This is a genomic window from Caulobacter sp. SRI_008, assembly GCF_057586355.1.
Genome location: NZ_JBYCZS010000012.1, coordinates 45,696 through 63,085 on the forward strand (window position 1 = coordinate 45,696; position 17,390 = coordinate 63,085).

A 17,390-nucleotide genomic window follows, 5' to 3' on the forward strand; every position below is an offset into this window, starting at 1 on the left:
CGAGCCTCCCCGGATTCTAGCTGCGCTCGTAGGCCAGGAGCTCCGCCTCGCCGGCGCTGGTGATGATCCAGCCGGTGCGGCCGCGTTCGGCCAGGCCCAGTTCGGTCAGGCCGCGGGCGTCGGCGATGTTGATCCAGTCGACGTCGTGGCCTTGCTTCTTGCGGGCGAGATTGCGCAGGGCCGTCACCTGCTCGGGCGAGAGCGCCATCCTATTGGCCGCCCGACAGCGGGTTGGGCGCGACGGCGGCGCGGACGGCGAACGCCCCCAGGCGCTGCTGCAGCCGCACCACCTCGGCCGTGAGGTCGCCGACCTCGGCCTGGAGCTGGGCGTTGCGGCGCTTGAGATACTCGTTCTCCCGCTGGATGCGGTCGGTTTCCTCAGTCATCGGAGCCCTCCAGGCGGGGCGGGCGAGCCGCGGCGCTGCAACGCGCCACCCAGCCCAGTCCGCGCTCACGCGTCATCTGCATGACCGTGAAGTCCTGGATGCCGCCGTCGGGCGAGCCCAGGGTGTAGATGTCGCCGATGACCGGCGGGGTGGCCAGCTGGCCGCCGATCGTGACGCTGAGCGCCTCGTCACGCCAGCCGTAGGTGATCTCGTAGTCGTGGCGCCCGAACGGCTCGCTTCCACTGACGCTGCGGGCGCTCATGAGCGCCGGCCAGGAGGAGGGGTCTTCGCGGCCTGGTCGGCAAGGCTGTCGTCGACATGGGCGCGCAGCCCGGCTTCCATCGCGCCCTTGGCGTCGGCGGCGGCGACCGGTTTGGCGAACGCGGCGGCGATGGCGCGATGCGCCAGCAGGCCGGCGGCGTTGAGGTCGGGCTGGAAACGGGCCGCATAGCGCCGCAGGACATCCGACAGGGCCAGCAGGCGAAGATCCCGCGACAGGCGCGGCGAACGCCCTTCGGCCTGCGAAGCGATCGGCGGGTCAGTCGGCGGGAAGCGGGACATCGAGGATCTCCAGGCGCGCGCCGACGCACGTCCTGGCGATAGGACGGCGCGCCGGACGTCGGCGGCGATGAACGAAAACGGCCTTGAACGAAAAGGCCCACGAACGACGCCGGCATGAAACCGGCGGGCCGCCGAACCAGGTCGAGGTCGCCGCGAACGGAACCCCTTGGCGCGCTCTTCGGCGCATGGATCATCATAGCACGAAGCGGGCGATCCCGGCGGGATTTCTCCGGCTCGACGCGCCCCTTGGAACGCCCCTCAGGCCGCCGCGCGGATGCCTTCGCGCAGGCGCTCGACGCAGGCGTCGAGCGGGCGGTGGACGAGGCTGACCAGGACGAAGCTGATCAGCATCAGCAGGTACCAGGCCCCCAGCTTCTCGATGGCGACCATATGCCAGCCGCCGGCCTGGCTGGGATAGATCCAGGCCCCGGCGAAGGTGCCCAGGTTCTCGGCGAACCAGATGAACAGCGCCACCAGCATCAGGCCCAGCAGCAGCGGCATGCGCCGCGCCTGGCGGTCGGGCGTGTAGACGATCCAGGTGCGGCCGAACAGCACCGCCGACAGGGCGAAGAGGCCCAGGCGGATGTCGGTCACATAGTGGTGGGTGAAGAAGTTGACGTAGACCAGCACCGCCAGGATGTGGGCGCTCCAGAACGGCGGATACTTCACGAAGGTGAAGTCGAACAGCCGCCAGGCGCGGGCGATGTAGCTGCCGACGCAGGCGTACATGAAGCCGGTGAACAGCGGCACGTCGCCGATCCGCAGCACGCTGTCTTCCGGATAGATCCAGGAGCCGTGGGCGGTCTTGAAGATCTCCATGGCCGTGCCGACCAGGTGGAAGATCAGGATCACCGCCGCCTCGTCCCAGCGCTCGAGCTTGAGCAGCAGCAGGGCCGCCTGGATGGCGACCGAGGCGATGACGAGGAAGTCGTAGCGCGCCAGCGCCGCGTCCTTGGGCCAGAACAGGAAGGTGCCGACCAGCAGGGCCAGCATCAGGCCGCCGAACAGGCAGGCCCAGGCCTGCTTGAGGCCGAACAACAGGAATTCGTAGGCCCACGCGTTGGCCTTCGAGCGTTCAGCCCAGGGCCGCGCCCAGCGGTCCAAATCCGCCACGCCGCCCTTGATCCTGGACTTGAGGTCCATCGTCCCGTCTTTTCCCGTCCCCCGCCGGATGCGGGAGGCTAGCCCAAACCGGGGGTGTTGCGCCATATGTCTTTGATGACCAGCGCCTTCTTCCCCTCCGCCCCCGACAAGCATGCCCTGGAACGCGGCCCGGCCCTCGCTCCGCGCTTCGACGCCAACGGCCTGGTGGCGGCGGTGGCCCAGCACGCCGACACCGGCGAGATCCTGATGCTGGCCTGGATGAACGACGAGGCCCTGAAACTCACCCTGGAGACGGGCGTCGCGCACTATTTCAGCCGTTCGCGCAACGGCCTCTGGAAAAAGGGCGAGACCAGCGGCCAACTGCAGATCGTCAGCGAGGTCCGCGTCGACTGCGACCAGGACGCCGTGGTGATCAAGGTGCGCCCGCAGGGCGACGGCGGCGCCTGCCACGTCGGCTTCCGCTCCTGCTTCTATCGCGTCTGGGAGAACGGCCAGCTGGTCGAGCGGGAGGAGGACCACATCCATGACCACGCCTGAGGCCCTGGTCGCCTTCACCCTGGCCGCCAGCTTGCTCACCATCACGCCGGGGCTCGACACCGCCCTGGTGCTGCGCAGCGCCGCCACCGAGGGCCCGCGCCGGGCGGCGGCGGCGGCCATGGGCATCGGCATGGGCTGCCTGATCTGGGGCATGGCCGCGGCCTTCGGGGCCGGGGCGCTGCTGACCGCCTCGGAACTGGCCTATACGGCGCTGAAGTGGGCGGGCGCGGCCTATCTGGTGTGGATGGGCGTGAAGATGCTGATCAAGCCCCGCGACCGCTTCGAGCCGGGGGCGGTGTCGCCGACCGGCGGCGGGATCGCGGACTCGTTCCGGCGCGGCCTGTTCACCAACCTGCTCAATCCCAAGGTCGGGGTGTTCTACATCTCGTTCCTGCCGCAGTTCATCCCGGCGGGCGCCAACCCCGGCGTGTTCGGCACGCTGCTGGCCGGGATCCACGTGCTGCTGGGCCTGGCCTGGGCCGGCCTGCTGATCGCCGCCACCGCCCCGCTGGCCGGCCTGCTGCGGGAAGCGGCCGTGGTGCGCTGGCTGGATCGGATCAGCGGCGGGGTGTTCATCGCGTTCGGGCTGCGGCTGGCGCTGGAGCGGCGATAGGAAATCCCTCTCCCCTTGCGGGAGAGGGTGGCCTGCGCAGCAGGTCGGGTGAGGGGTCTCTCAGACCTCGAAGCCGCGTGCGACGGCCAGACCGGATGAAGCGTCTCCCATCTGAGAGACCCCTCATCCGTCGGCTTCGCCACCACCTTCTCCCGCAAGGGGAGAAGGATCAGATTTCGCTCAGCGCCTTCACACCGCCGCCATCCGCCGGCGTCACCACGAACGTCTTCAGCACTTCCGTCGTGTAGTCGGTCGACAGGATGGTCGAGACGGCGATCAGTTCGCCCACGGCCTTGCCCTTTTCCAGCGTCAGCAGGACGAAGCCCTTGGCGCTGGGGTGGGCGTATTTCACTTCCTTGTTGCGCTGGACGAAGGCCTCGCCGATCGGGGCGCCGGGCATGATGTCGCCGTAGCCGGGCGAGGTGACCGAGGTGGCCCCGAACTCGGCGGCGACGCGGGTCGAGCCGGCGTCGTCCCACAGCTCGTTGGCCCAGAACATGTGGCTGTCGCCGGCCAGGACGATCGGCGTCGCCTGGCTGGCCTTGAAGATGTCGTAGACCCGCTGGCGATCGACCGGATAGCCGTCCCAGGCGTCGAGGTTGGAGGGGATGTCGAAGGCCGACATGGCCACGCCCCCCGCCACCCGGCCGCGGGCGTATTCGGGCAGGGCCGCCAGCATGGCGTCGAACTTCTCGTCGCCCATCGTGGCCTTGAGGTTGGGCGGAGCGACGCGGGCCATGACCACCTGGTTGCCCAGAACCTGCCAGGCCGTGCCGGCCTTGACCGAAGCGTCGACCTCGCGGGCCAGCCACTGCTCCTGGCCCTCGCCCATCATCCGGCGCGACGGATCCTTCCACTTGGCGACGAAGGCGGCGATGTCGGGCTTGCCGTCGGCGGTCTTGGGCAGGTCGCGCTCGTAGGTCAGCTGCTCGGTGCGGGCGGTCAGACGGGTCTCGACCATCAGCAGGGTCGCGACATCGCCGAACTGGAAGCGGCGCCAAGCGGCTTCGGGCAGGGTTCCGCTGGACGGCTCGCGGATCGGCATCCACTCGTAATAGGCCTTGAGGGCGGCGGCCTTGCGCGCGGCCCAGTCGCCTTCGCCCTTGTCGGGGTCGTGGTTCTCGGCCCCGCCGACCCAGCTGTCGTTGGCGGTCTCGTGGTCGTCCCAGACGACGATCCACGGCGCGCGGGCGTGGGCGGCCTGCAGCATCGGGTCGGTCTTGTAGAGGGCGTGGCGGCGGCGATAGTCCGACAGGCTGACGATCTCGTGCGGCGGATCCGGCTGGCGCTGGGCGGCGACCGGCGAGCTCATGCCGTAGTCCTTGGGACCACCGCCGTATTCGTAGATGTAGTCGCCCAGGTGCAGCACGGCGTCGACGCGCGGCAGCTTGGCGATGGCGTCGTAGGCGTTGAAGTAGCCGTTCGGATAGAGCGAGCACGAGGTGACGGCCAGGACCACGTCCTTGACGCCGCCTTCGGGCAGGGTGCGGGTCGCGCCCGTGATCCCCTCGCCGACCGGCTTGCCGGCCTTCAGGGCGCGGAAGCGGTAGTGATAGTCCGTGCCCGGCTTGAGGCCCGTGGCGTCGATCTTCACGGTCCAGTCGCGGCCGGCGTCGGTGAGCGTCCGGCCCTGGGCGACGAGGGTCTTGAAGTCCGGATCGGTCGCCACTTCCCAGCGGACGGCGACCGGGGCGGTGGCGCCGCCTGCCGTCGCGCCTTGGGGCGTGACCCGGGTCCAGAGGATGACGCGGTCGGCCAGCGGGTCGCCCGAGGCCAGGCCGTGCAGGAACTTCACCTCGCCCTCGAAGGGCTTGGGAGCGGCGGCGGCGACCGGCGTGGCCGCGCCCGTGCCGAGCAGGGCCAGAAGCCCGCGACGATCGATCTTCATTGTACGCACTCCCCGACGGGACGCCCACGGCGTCTGCAAGCGGCGTTAGCGACGAGCGGCGACAGACATGTGACGCACGCCGTTCGCTCGGCGGTTTCTTGTGACCGACACGGACGATGGCTCAACGGCGCCATTTATCAACCCGTCATTCCCGCCCTTGTGGCGGGAACCCCTGGCTCCGTACGCACGTGAAGTTGCGGCGGATCGCTGGCGACCCGCCTCTTCCGCCCTTACGGCTGAAAGAGGGGTTCCCGCCACAAGGGCGGGAATGACGGGAGAAATTAAGGGATCACGCCCGCCGCAGCGGCGCGGGGCCGCGATAGAGCCGGCGCCAGATCCATTCCAGCGGACCCATGGTGAAGCGCTCCAGCCACCACCGCGACCACAGGATCTGGACGATCCAGATCGCCACGACGATCAGGGCCAGGGCTGGGCGGTCGAGGCGGGCGTAGAGGCCAAGGCCGCGTCCGCCGTAGAAGATGGCGGTCATGATCAAGGACTGGGAGAGGTAGTTGGTGAAGGCCATCTGGCCGACCGGCGCGAGCACGGCGGGGATCTTGCGCCAGACGCCGGTCGAACGCGCGGCCAGGGCCATCAGACCGACATAGGCCAGGGTGGTCAGGGGGGCGGTGATGGTCTGCAGGCCCTCGGCCAGGTGCAGGACCGGCTGGGCCATGCCGCCCAGCACGAAGGTGAAATAGGCCCAGCCGGTCGCGGCCAGGGCCAGCAGGCCGACGGCGATCAGCACGCCGTAGGTGCGCTTCGAGGCCTCGCCGGTGAAGACGCCGGTCTTGAAGGCGCCCAGGCCGATCATCATCAGGCTGGTCGTCAGCAGGAAGATGATCGGCTCGTAGGGCAGGCTCTCCAGCCGCTCGCGGGCGTTGATGGTCATCGACTGGATGAAGTCGCCGCGATAGGCCGCGATCGCCGCCGCGCCCTTGGCCGCCTCGCGGGCGGCTTCGGCCGCGGTCTCGGACGGCGCCTCGCCCGACAGCAGCGCCAGGCCCAGGGCGGTCAGGACGGCGAACACCAGCCACACCCCCACGCCCCAGCCCAGCAACCGCCGCGCCGGCCACGACCGCGCCTGGGCTACCACGAAGCCGGCCAGGGCGTAGCTCAGCAGCACGTCGCCCCACCAGATGGCGAAGCCGTGGGCGATCCCGAAGGCCAGCAGCCAGAAGAGACGCCGATAGAGGAGCGGACCACGTCCCTGACTTTTGTCGCCGCCGACCAGGAACATCGAGATCCCAAACAGCATCGAGAACAGGGTCACGAACTTGCGCTGAAACAGCCACTGGGTGACCAGCCACACCGACATCGTCTGCGGCCCGGTCCCGAACGGCCAGGCCGTCACGCTGTCGCTGAGATCGAGCGGAAAGGCAAAGCCCGGAACGTTGCACAGCAGTATGCCCAGCACGCCGAGGCCGCGCAGCGCGTCGAGCAGGAGGATACGGTCTTTGTCGGCGGCCATGCGGCGCTTGCCCCGGGGTTGAGTCGGGGGATGGTGACGAGGTTCGCGGGCGGCGTCAGCCGGTTCCTTCTCCCCTTGCGGGAGAAGGTGGCGACGAAGTCGACGGATGAGGGGTCGCACACACGGAAACGCCGCGACAGCGGATCGGCTGTCGCGGCGTTCGATGTCTGAGAGACCCCTCACCCGACCCCGCTCCGCGGGGCCACCCTCTCCCGCAAGGGGAGAGGGATCCGGGTCAGCCCTGAACCGACAGCTCGCGCAGCGCCGCGTTGGCGATGGTGAGCTTGGCGAAGGTCCAGCCGCCGCCGGCCTGTTCGATGTCTTCCACCGTGCGCTTGGCGGCCTTGACGCGGTCGGCGCGCAGGGCGGCCCACGAGGTCACGGCGGCCTTGGCGGAGGACTCGTCGTCGCCGGCCTGGGCGTTGGCGGCGAACTTCAGAACCGCCTGGGTGATGGCGGCCTGCTCGAACAGCAGGTCCTCGATCAGGCGGCGGACGGCCAGGCGCTCGAAGCTGTCGCCGCCGACGAACTGGCCGGCCGCCCAGCGCAGGCGGTCGAAGCCGAGCGCCGCGCCGACCTGGTGGTAGAGGCGGGCGACGTTCTCGACGCTCCAGCTGGAGGCGTTGCCGATGTCGACGAGGTCGGCGGCCGTGGTCGTCGGCTGCAGGGCCGCGACGGCTTCCGCCAGCGCCTGCGGGGCGCCGTCGGCGACATAGGCCTTGGCGCGCTTGGCCGTGGTCTTCTGCTCGAAGGTCGACAGGATCGTCGGGGTCAGGCCCTTCAGGGCGGCGACCGACGGACCGTAGGCCTCGACCAGTTGCTTGACGCTCGACTTGTCGCGGAAAGCGCGGCGGGCCAGCCAGAAGGTCAGGCTGCGCAGGGCGTAGGCCAGAGCCTTGTAGAGGGCGGTCTGGCCGTCGGCTCCGGCCTGGTTGTCCAGGGCCGAGACCTGGTCCCACAGGGCGTCGATCCCGAGGATCTCGCGGGCGGCGGCGAAGCCGACCACCAGGGCCTCGACGTCGCAGCCGGCGGCGGCCTTCAGGCGGCTCGGGAAGGTCGGGCCGCACATGTTGACCATCTGGTTGCCGACCACCGTGGCGATGATCTCGCGCTTCAGGCGGTGCTTCTGCATGGCGTCGGCATAGACGCCCAGCGCCTTGGGGAAGTAGCCGTGCAGGGTGGCTTGGAACCAGGGATCATCCGGCGCGCGCGAGGCGATGATGTCGTCGAACAGATCAAGCTTGCCGTAGGCCAGCAGCACGGCCAGTTCCGGCCGGGTCAGGCCCTTCTTGGCCTGGGCGCGGTCGGCCAGGACGGCGGCCTCGGGCAGGCCCTCGACCTTGCGGTCGAGACGGCCGCGGCCTTCCAGCTCGCTCATGAAGCGGGCGTGGGAGTCGAGCTCCTCGACGCTGTCGCTTTCCAGCAGGGTCAGCGCCAGGGTCTGGTCGTAGTTGTGCTCCAGCACGTGATGGGCGACGTCGTCGGTCATCGAGGCCAGCAGAGTGTTGCGGCTGGGACGCGTAAGGTCGCCCGAGCGCTCCAGCAGGCCCGTGAGGATCTTGATGTTGACCTCGTGGTCGGAGCTGTCGACGCCGGCGCTGTTGTCGATGGCGTCGGTGTTCAGGTGGCCGGTGCTTTGCGCGAACTCGATGCGGCCGGCCTGGGTGAGGCCCAGATTGGCGCCCTCGCCCACCACCTTGACCCGCAGGTCCGAGCCGTTGACGCGGATGGCGTCGTTGGCCTTGTCGCCGGCGTCGGCGTTGGTCTCGCCCTTGGCCTTCACATAGGTGCCGATGCCGCCGAGATAGAGCAGCTCGGCCCGCGACTTGAGGATCGCGGTCATCAGCTCGGCCGGCGAGACGCTGGCGGCCTTGAGGTCGAGCATGGCCTGGACCTCGGGCGACAGCGGGATCTCCTTCTGGTTCCGGGGCACGATGGCCCCGCCCTTGGAGAGCTTGCTGGCGTCATAGTCGGCCCAGGACGAGCGCGGCAGCTTGAACATCCGATCGCGCTCTTCCCACGAGATCGCGGGATCCGGATCGGGGTCGAGGAAGATGTGGCGATGGTCGAAGGCGGCCAGCAGCCTGGTCTGCTTGGACAACAGCATGCCGTTGCCGAACACGTCGCCCGACATGTCGCCGACGCCGACCACGGTGAAGGGCTGGGTCTGGATGTCCTTGCCCAGTTCGCGGAAGTGGCGCTTGACCGCTTCCCAGGCGCCGCGGGCGGTGATGCCCATGACCTTGTGGTCGTAGCCGACCGACCCGCCGGACGCGAAGGCGTCGCCCAGCCAGAACCCGTAGGACTCCGCCACGCCGTTGGCGATGTCGGAGAAGGTGGCCGTGCCCTTGTCGGCGGCGACGACCAGATAGGGGTCCTCGCCGTCGTGGACGACCACGGAGTCAGGCGCGATCACCTTGTTGTCGGCGTCGATGTTGTCGGTGATGTCGAGCAGGCCGAACAGGAAGGTCTTGTAGGCGCGGATCGCCTCGGCCTGGATGGCGTCGCGATCTCCGCCGCGCGGCAGCTGCTTGGGATAGAAACCGCCCTTGGAGCCGACCGGCACGATGACGGCGTTCTTGACCTGCTGGGCCTTCACCAGGCCCAGGACTTCGGTGCGGAAGTCGTCGCGGCGGTCGGACCAGCGCAGGCCGCCCCGGGCGACGGGACCGAAGCGCAGGTGCACGCCCTCGACATGCGGGGCCGAGACGTAGATCTCGCGATAGGGCTTGGGCGCGGGCAGGTCGGCCAGTTCGCGCGAGGCGATCTTGAAGCTGATGTGCGGCTTGGGCGCGCCGTCCTCGCCCGTCTGGTAGAAGTTGGTGCGCTGGATCGCGCCCACCAGGGCGGCGATGCGGCGCAGGGCCCGGTCAGCGTCGAGGCTTTCGACCGCCTGCAGGGCCTCGGTGATCTTGTCGGCGACCGCGACGGCCTGCTCCTTACGGGCCTCCAGGTCGGCGGCGATGGCCGGGTCGAACTTGATGCGGAAGAGATCCAGGATCAGGCGGGCGACGCCGGGATTGTCGGCCAGGGCGGCTTCTTGCACCGCCTGCGACGGGTCCAGGCCCGTCTGCTGGCGGTAGCGGGCCAGGGCGCGGACCAGGGCGGCCTCGCGCCAGTCGACGCCCAGCTCCAGCACCAGGCGGTTGAAGCCGTCGCTTTCGGCGCGGCCCGTCCAGATGGCCACGAAGGCGGCCTCGAAGGCGCCCTTCACGTCGGCGAAGGCCAGATGCTCGCCCTGCTCGTCGCGCAGCACGAACTCGTGCACCCAGGTCGGCGAGATCAGGCCGTCGACGATCGGCTTCAGCTTGAAGCCGTCCTCGATCAGGGCCTTGAGGCCCATGTGCTCGAGGATCGGCAGCACGTCGGCCAGGGGGGCCGCCGCGCCGGGGCGATAGAGCTTGAAGCGGAAGGTCAGGGCGTCGTCGCCCTCGCGGCGGAAGGCGCGCACGCGCACGGCCTCGCCGGACTTCAGGTCGTCGACGACGGCGATGTCGGCCAGGGCCTCGGCGGCGTCGTACTGGTCGCGATAGCCGGGCGGGAAGGCGCCGGCCCAACGGCCCAGGGTGTCGACCACCGGACGGGTGGCGCCGCGCTCGCGGACGATGGCCTCGAAGCGGTCGTCCCAGGTGCGGGTGGTCTCGGCGATGGCCGCTTCCAGGGCCGCCAGATCCGGATCGCCGTGCTGGCCCGGCTTGACGCCGAGGATGTAGTGCACGCGCGCCAGGGGGGCGTCGGAGAAGCTGGGATAATAGGCCGAGACGCGGCCGTCGAAGGCCTGGCTGAGCAGTTCGCCGGCCCGCTGGCGCACGCCGGAGTCATAGCGCTCGCGCGGGACGAACAGCAGGGCCGAGATGAAGCGGTCGAAGGGGTCGCGGCGGGTGAACAGGCGCACGCGCGGACGGTCGTAGAGGTGCAGCACGCCCAGCGCCATAGAGAGCAGGTCGCCCTCCTCGATCTGGAACAGCTCGTCGCGCGGCCAGGTCTCGAGGATGTTGCGCAGGCGCTTGCCGTTGTGGCTGTCGGGATCCTTGCCGGCCTGGTCGAGCACATGCTCGACCTTGCGGCGGATCAGCGGCACCTCGTGGGCGGGGGTCTCGTAGGCCTCGGCGGTGAACAGGCCCACAAACCGGACCTCACCCGAGGGCTTGCCGTCGGGGCCGTAGCGACGGATGCCGACGTAGTCCATGTAGCCGCGGCGGTGGACCTTGGAGCGCAGGTTCGACTTGGCCACGACCAGGGGCGCGCCCAGCAGCAGGTGGTCGCGGACCTGGGGCGACAGGATCGCCGGCTCGCTCTCGCGGCGCAGGACGGTGCGGGTCTGGTCGCGCAGGACGCCCAGGCTGCCTTCCGGCTGGTACAGCGGCTCCTCGGCCGCATAGCCGCCGTCGGCGGTGCGGGGGTAGTCGTAGACCCGCGCGCCCAGGAACACGAAGTGGTCGCCTTCCAGCCAGTCCAGGAAGGCCAGGCCCTCGGCCCGCTCGTCGGCGGGGAGGTCGACGCCCGCGCCGCGCAACTCGTCGATCGTGCGGCGCATCAAGGCGCGCATGGCGTCGAAGTCGTCGACGGCCAGGTGGACGTCGGCCAGGGCGTCGCGGACGGCGGTCAGCAGGGCCGCTTCCCGGTCCTGGCCGACGGGCTCGAGCCAGACCTGGATCAGCGAACGGCGCTGGCCGGCCAGTTCGACCATCGGGTGGAACATGGCGCGCACCGAGAAGCCGGTCTCGGCGATGGCGCCCATGATGCTGTCGACGAGGAAGGGACGGTCGGGCTGGACGATCTCGAGCACGTCGCCGCCTTCGGCCGCGCGGACGCGCAGGGCCAGGGGCTGGTCGGCGGCGGATTCGGCGAAGCGCCAGAGCTCGGCGAGGCCGGCGGCCACTTCGGCGGGTCCGACGCCGGGCAGCTCCTCGGCCGACCAGTCTTCCGACGCCAGGGCCGCGAACTGAGCCTGGGGCGGGGAAAGCGATCCGCCCAGCGCCGCGGCCAGGGCCGCGCTCAGAGCGTTTGACGCCTGCTGGTTCGCCTTGCGGTCATTTTCGCCGACCATGGGTATTTCCTCGCGAATTTTTGGCGACAACCTAGCCCTTTCCCACGCGCGTTCAACACACGCGCCTGAGAACCGAACAATATTTTGCCTAAACTGCCAAATTCCGAAGGATGCGCCACCCACATTTCTAGCCCAGCCGGATGACCATTGATTGTTCGGAAATGCGGTCCGGAAACGGAAGCGCCGCCGGTGGGGGGAGACCGGCGGCGCAGGCCCGCCTTGGGGGGAGCGGCGGGCTGTTTCCGCTTACGACGCGCCAGGTAAAGCAGGCTGGCGTCGCGCGGGACCGGGGTGGGGGCTCCCGGTACGAGACTTAGATAGGCGCGCCTTTTCGGAATTTAAGCCCCTTTTTTCAAACTTGGCTTTTTTCTCGTAGAACCCTGTTTGGCAACGCCCGCAGGGCCGTGCTCGACGGCTTTCTCGCCGCTGGGATCGCCGTCTTCCGACAGCAGGATGGCGATCCAGCGGGTGCCGTCGAACTGGGCCAGGATCAGCATCACGGCCACGGTCAGCGGCGTGGACAGGAACATGCCGGTGACGCCCCACAGCGCGCCCCAGACGGCCAGCGACAGCAGCACCACCGTCGGGTCCATGTTCAGGCTGTCGCCCTGCATGCGCGGCAGCACGACGTTGCCGACCACGAAGTAGATCACCTGCAGGGCGGCGGCCAGGATGATGGCCGGCAGCAGGGTGTGATTGAACTGCACGAGGGCGAACAGCGGCGGCAGGATGCAGCCGACGGCCCCGCCCAGGATCGGGATGTAGCTGGCGATGAAGATCAGGAAGGCCCAGAAGAAGGCGTTGTCGAGCCCGACCAGGGCCATGACCGCCCAGGCGGCGATGGCGATGATCAGGCCGGTGACGGTCTGGATCCACAGGTACTGCTCCACCCCGTTGCGGATGCGCTGGAACAGGGCCATCGAGCGGTCGCGCTCGGCGTGATGCGGGAACAGGGCGACGATCTTGCGCGAGAAGCCCCGGCGCGAGGCGACGATGAAGCCCAGATAGATCAGCACCAGCACGGCGTTGGAGGCGAAGTTCTGCAGGCTGCCGGCGACGGCGCCGACATATTGCTGCGGATTGAGCTGGGCGATCAGGTCGTCAATGGTCGGGGGCACCTGGACGCCCACCAGGCCCGTGACCTTGGCGATCACCTCGTTGAGGCGCGGGGCGTAGGCCTTGGCCTGGCCGACGAACTCGGCGCCGTTGTCGACCACGATCCACACCGAGCCGCCGAACAGCAGCAGCGACAGCAGGATCGCCATCGGCAGGGCCAGGCGCTGCGGGAACTTCGGCACCCGGTTGCTCAGCACCCGGGCGAAGCTGTCGATCATCACCGCCAGGAAGGCGGCCAGGGCCAGCGGGGTGAGGATGTCGCGCGCGAAGTACATGGCCGCGCCGGCGGCGACCACCGCCAGGAAGACGACGGCGTTGCGGCTGGTGATCGAGGGCGGAGCGGTCGTCATCGACGGGAATCTCTTTTGACGTAAGTCTTGGGGACCATTGTTCAGCCGGAATGGCGAAGGACAAGGCTTAGAGCTAGGCTTAAGCCTCAATCATGTAGGGAAGTTGCGCATGACCCTGGAGATCGGCGACGGCGAGATCCTTATCGGACTCGGCGAAGGGCCCGTGACGCAGCGGCTGGACCGCTCCAACCGCCACGGCGTGGTGGCCGGTGCGACGGGCACCGGCAAGACGGTGACCCTGCAGATCATGGCCCAGGCCTTCGCCGACGCCGGGGTGCCGGTGTTCGCCGCCGACGTGAAGGGCGACCTCTCGGGCGTCGCCGCCCCGGGAACGCCCAACGAGAAGATGCTGGCCCGCGCCGCCTCGATGGACATCGCGCTCGCCCCCGGCGCACCGCCGACCATCTTCTGGGACCTGTTTGGCGAGAAGGGTCACCCGATCCGCACCACCATCTCGGAGATGGGGCCGGTGCTGCTGTCGCGCCTGCTGGAGCTCAACGACGTGCAGGAAGGGGTGCTGACCATCACCTTCCACGTCGCCGACAAGGACGGCCTGCTGCTGCTGGACCTGAAGGATCTTCAGGCGGCGCTGAAATACGTGGCCGACCACGCCGCCGACATCGGCACGCAGTACGGCAACGTCTCGCCGGCCACGGTGGGCGCGATCCAGCGCAAGCTCTTGACCCTTCAGACCCAGGGCGCCGAGCACTTCTTCGGCGAGCCGGCCCTGAAGCTCTCCGACATCATGCGCATCGACGTGACGGGGCGCGGCTACGTCAACATCCTGGCGGCCGACAAGCTGATCCAGTCGCCCAAGCTCTATTCGACCTTCCTGCTGTGGCTGCTGTCGGAGCTGTTCGAGGAGCTGCCCGAGGTGGGCGATCCGGAGAAGCCCAAGCTCGTCTTCTTCTTCGACGAGGCGCACCTGCTGTTCAACGACGCGCCCAAGCCGCTGATCGAGAAGATCGAGCAGGTGGTGCGGCTGATCCGCTCCAAGGGCGTGGGTATCTATTTCGTCACCCAGAACCCGGCCGACATTCCCGACGCGGTGCTGGGCCAGCTGGGCGCCCGGGTGCAACACGCCCTGCGCGCCTACACCCCCGCCGACCAGAAGGGGCTGAAGGCGGCGGCGCAGTCGTTCCGGGTCAATCCGGCCTTCGACACCGCCGAGACCATCCAGGCCCTGGGCGTGGGCGAGGCCCTGATCTCGGTGCTCGACGCCAAGGGCGCGCCGACCGTGGTGCAGAAGACCCTGATCCGTCCGCCGGCCTCGCGCCTGGGTCCGCTGACCCCGGAGGAACGCGCCGCCGCCGTCGCCAAGAGCCCGGTCGCCGGCCTCTACGACCAGGTGCAGGACCGCGCCTCGGCCTACGAGACCCTGCAGGGCCGCGCCGCCCAGGCCCAGAAGGACGCCGCCGCCGCGGAGGACGCGGCCGAGGCCGAGCGCCAGCGGGCGGCCGAGGAGAAGGTGCGTGAGCGCGAGCGGGCGAAGGAGGAGCGCGAGGATGCGCGGGCTTCGCGGCCTCGGGCGTCAAACCGCCAGGGCATGGCCGAGACCTTCGCCAAGTCGCTGATCCGCACGGTGGCGTCTCAGGCGGGTCGGGAGATCATGCGCGGGCTGCTGGGGGGCTTGAGCAGAAGGCGGTAGAAACCTCCCCCTCTGGGGGAGGCGGCCGAAGGCCGGTGGGGGGCCGTTCTCAGCTTCCCGTGCTTTGGCCGATTTCGCAGCCGCTCCCCCCACCGATCGCTGCGCGATCGCCTCCCCCACAGGGGGAGGTTCCTTGGCGTTTTCCTTCTCCCCTTGCGGGAGAAGGTGTCGACGAAGTCGATGGATGAGGGGTCGCACCCACGAAAAACGCCGCGACGGCTGATCGGCTGTCGCGGCGTTTCATGTTTGAGAGACCCCTCACCCGACCTCCCTCCGGGAGGCCACCCTCTCCCGCAAGGGGAGAGGGATCAGCGGATGGCTTCGGCCAGCGCGCTTCGCAGCTGCTCGATGCGGAACGGCTTGCGCAAGACCGGCCACGGCGAGTCCTCCAGGGCGGCGGCCAGGCGGTCGCCGGCGTAGCCGGTGGTCAGCAGCACGGCCATGTCGGGGTCGCGCTGGACGGCGATGCGGGCCAGTTCGACGCCGCTGACGCCGCCGGGCATGACCAGATCCGACAACAGCACGTCGAACGGCGGCTCGGCCTCCAGGCGCGCCAGGGCCGCGTGGCCGTGCTCGGCGACCACGACGATGCAGCCCATTTCCGAAAGCGCGCCCTCGGTGATGGCCCGGACGCTGGCGTCGTCCTCGACCAGCAGCACGCGCACGCCCGACAGATCGGCCTCCGGACCGACCTCGACGACGATCGCCCCCGCCGCCTCGGGCGCGGCGGCCGGCAGGTGCAGCGACACGGTCGTGCCACGGCCCTCCTGGCTGTCGATGGTCACCGCCCCGCCGCACTGGCGCACGAAGCCGTAGACCTGGGCCAGGCCCAGACCCGTGCCCTTGCCGACCTCCTTGGTGGTGAAGAACGGCTCGAACACCCGGCCCAGCACCTCTGGCGACATGCCATGGCCGGTGTCGGTGACGGCGACCCGCACATAGTCGCCGGCGGGGGCCTCGCCCGCCTGCCCCTCGACCAAGGCCTCGGCCGTGACCGAGACGGTGATCGTCCCGGCGTCGGGGGTGGCGTCGACGGCGTTGACGACGAGGTTGAGCAGGGCCGCCTCGAACTGGGCGGCGTCGACGCGGCTGGCGCCGGCCTGCGGATCGGCCTCGACCACCAGGGTCTTGGCGTCGCCGGCCGCGCGGCGGACCAGGGGCTCGACCTGCAGGATCAGGCCGGCGATGTCGACGACCTCCAGCTTGAGTTCCTGGCTGCGCGAGAAGGCCAGCAGCTGGCGGGTCAGGCGCTCGCCGCGCTGGCCGGCGGCCAGGGCCGCCTCGCCCAGCCGCTGCACGCGGGCGACGTCGCCGGGCTTCTTGAGGATCATGTCCAGCCCGCCGACCATGACGGTCAGCAGGTTGTTGAAGTCGTGGGCAACCCCGCCGGTCAGGCGGCCGACCGTCTCCAGCCGCTGGGCCTGGGCGAGCGCCGCCTCGGCCTTGGCGCGCTCGGCGATGCTGGCCTCCAGGGCGGCGGTGCGCTCGACCACGCGGGCCTCGAGCTCAAGGGTGGTCTCGACCACCTCGGTATTGTCGAAGCAGCTGCCGATATAGCCCTGGAACTGGCCGTAGGCGTCGTGGCGCGGGGCGCCGGCGCTGCTGATCCAGCGCCAGGCGCCGTCGGCGCGCTTCAGCCGGAAGGCGGCGCGGAACGGCTGGCGCAGCTTGGTGGCGGCCAGCACCTCGGCCTCGGCGGGACCCAGGTCGTCGGCATGGACGCCGTGCGCCCAGCCCCTGCCTGTCTCCTCCTCCAGCGAGCGGCCGGTGAACTTCAGCCAGGCGTCGTTGAACCAGACGCAGTCGCCGCCGACGTCGGAGATCCAGATCATCACCGGGGCGGCGTTGGCCACGCCCCGGAACTGCTCCTCGCTGGTGCGCAGGGCGGCGGCGGCCTGGCGCTCGCGGGTCACGTCGCGGAAGGTGATGGCCAGCCCCTCGCTGATCCGCACGCCCGACGAGCGCACCCAGCGCGGCTCGCCGTCGATCACCCGCATCAGCTCCAGGTCGTCGGGACCGCCCTCGTCGAGCAGCCGCGTCAGGCGCGCGAGCATCTGCTCGCCGGTGTCGTCGCGAAAGACGTCGCGCACCCGGCGGCCGGTCAGGGTGGAGATCCCCTTGGGCCGCATGGCCTGGGCGGCGGGGTTGGCGTAGGTCCAGCGGAAGTCGACGATCTGGCCGCCGCGGCGAAGCGGTTCGAGGATGACGAAGGCGTCGAGCGAGGCCTCCTGGGCGATGCGGAACCGCTCCTCGGCCGCGAAGCCGTTGCGCACCGCCAGCCGCAGGGCCGCGACGAACAGCACGATCAGGCCCGCGCTCACGGCAAAGGTCGCCAGCTGGGCGGCCTCGACGGCGTCCAGCGGTCCCATCCACAGCAGCTTGACCAGCAGGGCGCTGGCCCCGACCGCCAGCAGACCGCCCCACAGGCCGCCGACCAGGGCGGCCAGCATCACCGCCACGAAGAACGGCGGGAAATTGCTCGGATGGTTGGTCAGGGCGACGGCGCCGACGCGCGCCGCGGCCGCCAGCCCCACGGCCAGGACCACGAGGCACAGCCGAAGGATCGGCCGATCGACGGACGAGGCGAAACGGATCGCCGTCCGGCTCAGAAATTGGCCCATGCCGCCGCCCTAGATCACACTTACACCCCGGGGAGGGCACCCCCG

The 17,390-nt window shown here is 69.9% G+C and carries 13 protein-coding genes; 3 read left to right on the forward strand and 10 right to left on the reverse strand.

The window, feature by feature from the left end:
- Positions 1–16: 16 nt before the first annotated feature.
- The 5 genes from AC2YHT_RS12450 to AC2YHT_RS12470 form a co-directional block, all read right to left on the reverse strand.
- Positions 17–208, reverse strand: coding sequence for a hypothetical protein (locus AC2YHT_RS12450; protein ID WP_487290111.1), 192 nt, complete (start codon positions 206–208; stop codon positions 17–19).
- A gap of 1 nt (position 209) precedes the next feature.
- Positions 210–386 (reverse strand): hypothetical protein, encoded by a 177-nt coding sequence (locus AC2YHT_RS12455; RefSeq protein ID WP_199228617.1) that lies wholly within the window; start codon positions 384–386, stop codon positions 210–212.
- Positions 379–648, reverse strand: a complete 270-nt coding sequence (locus AC2YHT_RS12460; protein ID WP_487290113.1) for a hypothetical protein — start codon at positions 646–648, stop codon at positions 379–381. The genes AC2YHT_RS12455 and AC2YHT_RS12460 overlap by 8 nt, the downstream gene beginning before the upstream one ends.
- A complete protein-coding gene (locus AC2YHT_RS12465) occupies positions 645–947 on the reverse strand; it encodes a hypothetical protein (protein WP_487290114.1) in 303 nt (100 codons plus the stop codon). Before AC2YHT_RS12465 ends, AC2YHT_RS12460 begins: the two co-directional genes overlap by 4 nt.
- Positions 948–1,205: 258 nt before the next feature.
- Positions 1,206–2,090, reverse strand: coding sequence for a DUF817 domain-containing protein (locus AC2YHT_RS12470; RefSeq protein ID WP_487290115.1), 885 nt, complete (start codon positions 2,088–2,090; stop codon positions 1,206–1,208).
- A gap of 75 nt (positions 2,091–2,165) precedes the next feature.
- Between AC2YHT_RS12470 and hisI the strand changes: the two genes are divergently transcribed.
- A complete protein-coding gene (hisI, locus tag AC2YHT_RS12475) occupies positions 2,166–2,588 on the forward strand; it encodes a phosphoribosyl-AMP cyclohydrolase (protein ID WP_487290218.1) in 423 nt (140 codons plus the stop codon).
- Positions 2,575–3,201: a LysE family translocator gene (locus tag AC2YHT_RS12480; RefSeq protein ID WP_487290116.1), complete on the forward strand. Its 627-nt coding sequence runs from the start codon at positions 2,575–2,577 to the stop codon at positions 3,199–3,201. The genes hisI and AC2YHT_RS12480 overlap by 14 nt, the downstream gene beginning before the upstream one ends.
- Before the next feature lie 169 nt (positions 3,202–3,370).
- Here AC2YHT_RS12480 and AC2YHT_RS12485 read toward each other — a convergent pair whose 3' ends face one another.
- From AC2YHT_RS12485 to AC2YHT_RS12500, 4 genes are all read right to left on the reverse strand, one after another.
- Positions 3,371–5,089, reverse strand: coding sequence for an alkaline phosphatase D family protein (locus AC2YHT_RS12485; RefSeq protein WP_487290117.1), 1,719 nt, complete (start codon positions 5,087–5,089; stop codon positions 3,371–3,373).
- Between the two features lie 289 nt (positions 5,090–5,378).
- Positions 5,379–6,560: a DUF418 domain-containing protein gene (locus AC2YHT_RS12490; protein WP_487290118.1), complete on the reverse strand. Its 1,182-nt coding sequence runs from the start codon at positions 6,558–6,560 to the stop codon at positions 5,379–5,381.
- A gap of 235 nt (positions 6,561–6,795) precedes the next feature.
- Positions 6,796–11,610 (reverse strand): NAD-glutamate dehydrogenase, encoded by a 4,815-nt coding sequence (locus AC2YHT_RS12495; protein WP_487290119.1) that lies wholly within the window; start codon positions 11,608–11,610, stop codon positions 6,796–6,798.
- Positions 11,611–11,948: 338 nt separating this feature from the next.
- Entirely contained in the window at positions 11,949–13,076 is a 1,128-nt protein-coding gene (locus AC2YHT_RS12500; RefSeq protein WP_487290120.1) for an AI-2E family transporter, read from the reverse strand.
- 109 nt (positions 13,077–13,185) lie between these two features.
- Between AC2YHT_RS12500 and AC2YHT_RS12505 the strand changes: the two genes are divergently transcribed.
- Positions 13,186–14,724, forward strand: coding sequence for a helicase HerA-like C-terminal domain-containing protein (locus AC2YHT_RS12505; protein ID WP_487290121.1), 1,539 nt, complete (start codon positions 13,186–13,188; stop codon positions 14,722–14,724).
- Positions 14,725–15,032: 308 nt separating this feature from the next.
- Here AC2YHT_RS12505 and AC2YHT_RS12510 read toward each other — a convergent pair whose 3' ends face one another.
- Entirely contained in the window at positions 15,033–17,345 is a 2,313-nt protein-coding gene (locus AC2YHT_RS12510) for a hybrid sensor histidine kinase/response regulator (RefSeq protein ID WP_487290122.1), read from the reverse strand.
- Between the last annotated feature and the right edge of the window lie 45 nt (positions 17,346–17,390).

Excerpts from the sequence above, each read along its gene's own strand:
- AC2YHT_RS12450 (WP_487290111.1), bottom strand. The coding sequence starts at position 208 with ATGGCGCTCTCGCCCGAGCAGGTGACGGCCCTGCGCAATCTCGCCCGC.
- AC2YHT_RS12470 (WP_487290115.1), bottom strand. The coding sequence starts at position 2,090 with ATGGACCTCAAGTCCAGGATCAAGGGCGGCGTGGCGGATTTGGACCGC.
- AC2YHT_RS12505 (WP_487290121.1), top strand. The coding sequence starts at position 13,186 with ATGACCCTGGAGATCGGCGACGGCGAGATCCTTATCGGACTCGGCGAA.
- AC2YHT_RS12455 (WP_199228617.1), bottom strand. The coding sequence starts at position 386 with ATGACTGAGGAAACCGACCGCATCCAGCGGGAGAACGAGTATCTCAAG.
- AC2YHT_RS12510 (WP_487290122.1), bottom strand. The coding sequence starts at position 17,345 with ATGGGCCAATTTCTGAGCCGGACGGCGATCCGTTTCGCCTCGTCCGTC.
- AC2YHT_RS12485 (WP_487290117.1), bottom strand. The coding sequence starts at position 5,089 with ATGAAGATCGATCGTCGCGGGCTTCTGGCCCTGCTCGGCACGGGCGCG.
- AC2YHT_RS12500 (WP_487290120.1), bottom strand. The coding sequence starts at position 13,076 with ATGACGACCGCTCCGCCCTCGATCACCAGCCGCAACGCCGTCGTCTTC.
- hisI (WP_487290218.1), top strand. The coding sequence starts at position 2,166 with ATGACCAGCGCCTTCTTCCCCTCCGCCCCCGACAAGCATGCCCTGGAA.
- AC2YHT_RS12490 (WP_487290118.1), bottom strand. The coding sequence starts at position 6,560 with ATGGCCGCCGACAAAGACCGTATCCTCCTGCTCGACGCGCTGCGCGGC.
- AC2YHT_RS12465 (WP_487290114.1), bottom strand. The coding sequence starts at position 947 with ATGTCCCGCTTCCCGCCGACTGACCCGCCGATCGCTTCGCAGGCCGAA.
- AC2YHT_RS12495 (WP_487290119.1), bottom strand. The coding sequence starts at position 11,610 with ATGGTCGGCGAAAATGACCGCAAGGCGAACCAGCAGGCGTCAAACGCT.
- AC2YHT_RS12480 (WP_487290116.1), top strand. The coding sequence starts at position 2,575 with ATGACCACGCCTGAGGCCCTGGTCGCCTTCACCCTGGCCGCCAGCTTG.
- AC2YHT_RS12460 (WP_487290113.1), bottom strand. The coding sequence starts at position 648 with ATGAGCGCCCGCAGCGTCAGTGGAAGCGAGCCGTTCGGGCGCCACGAC.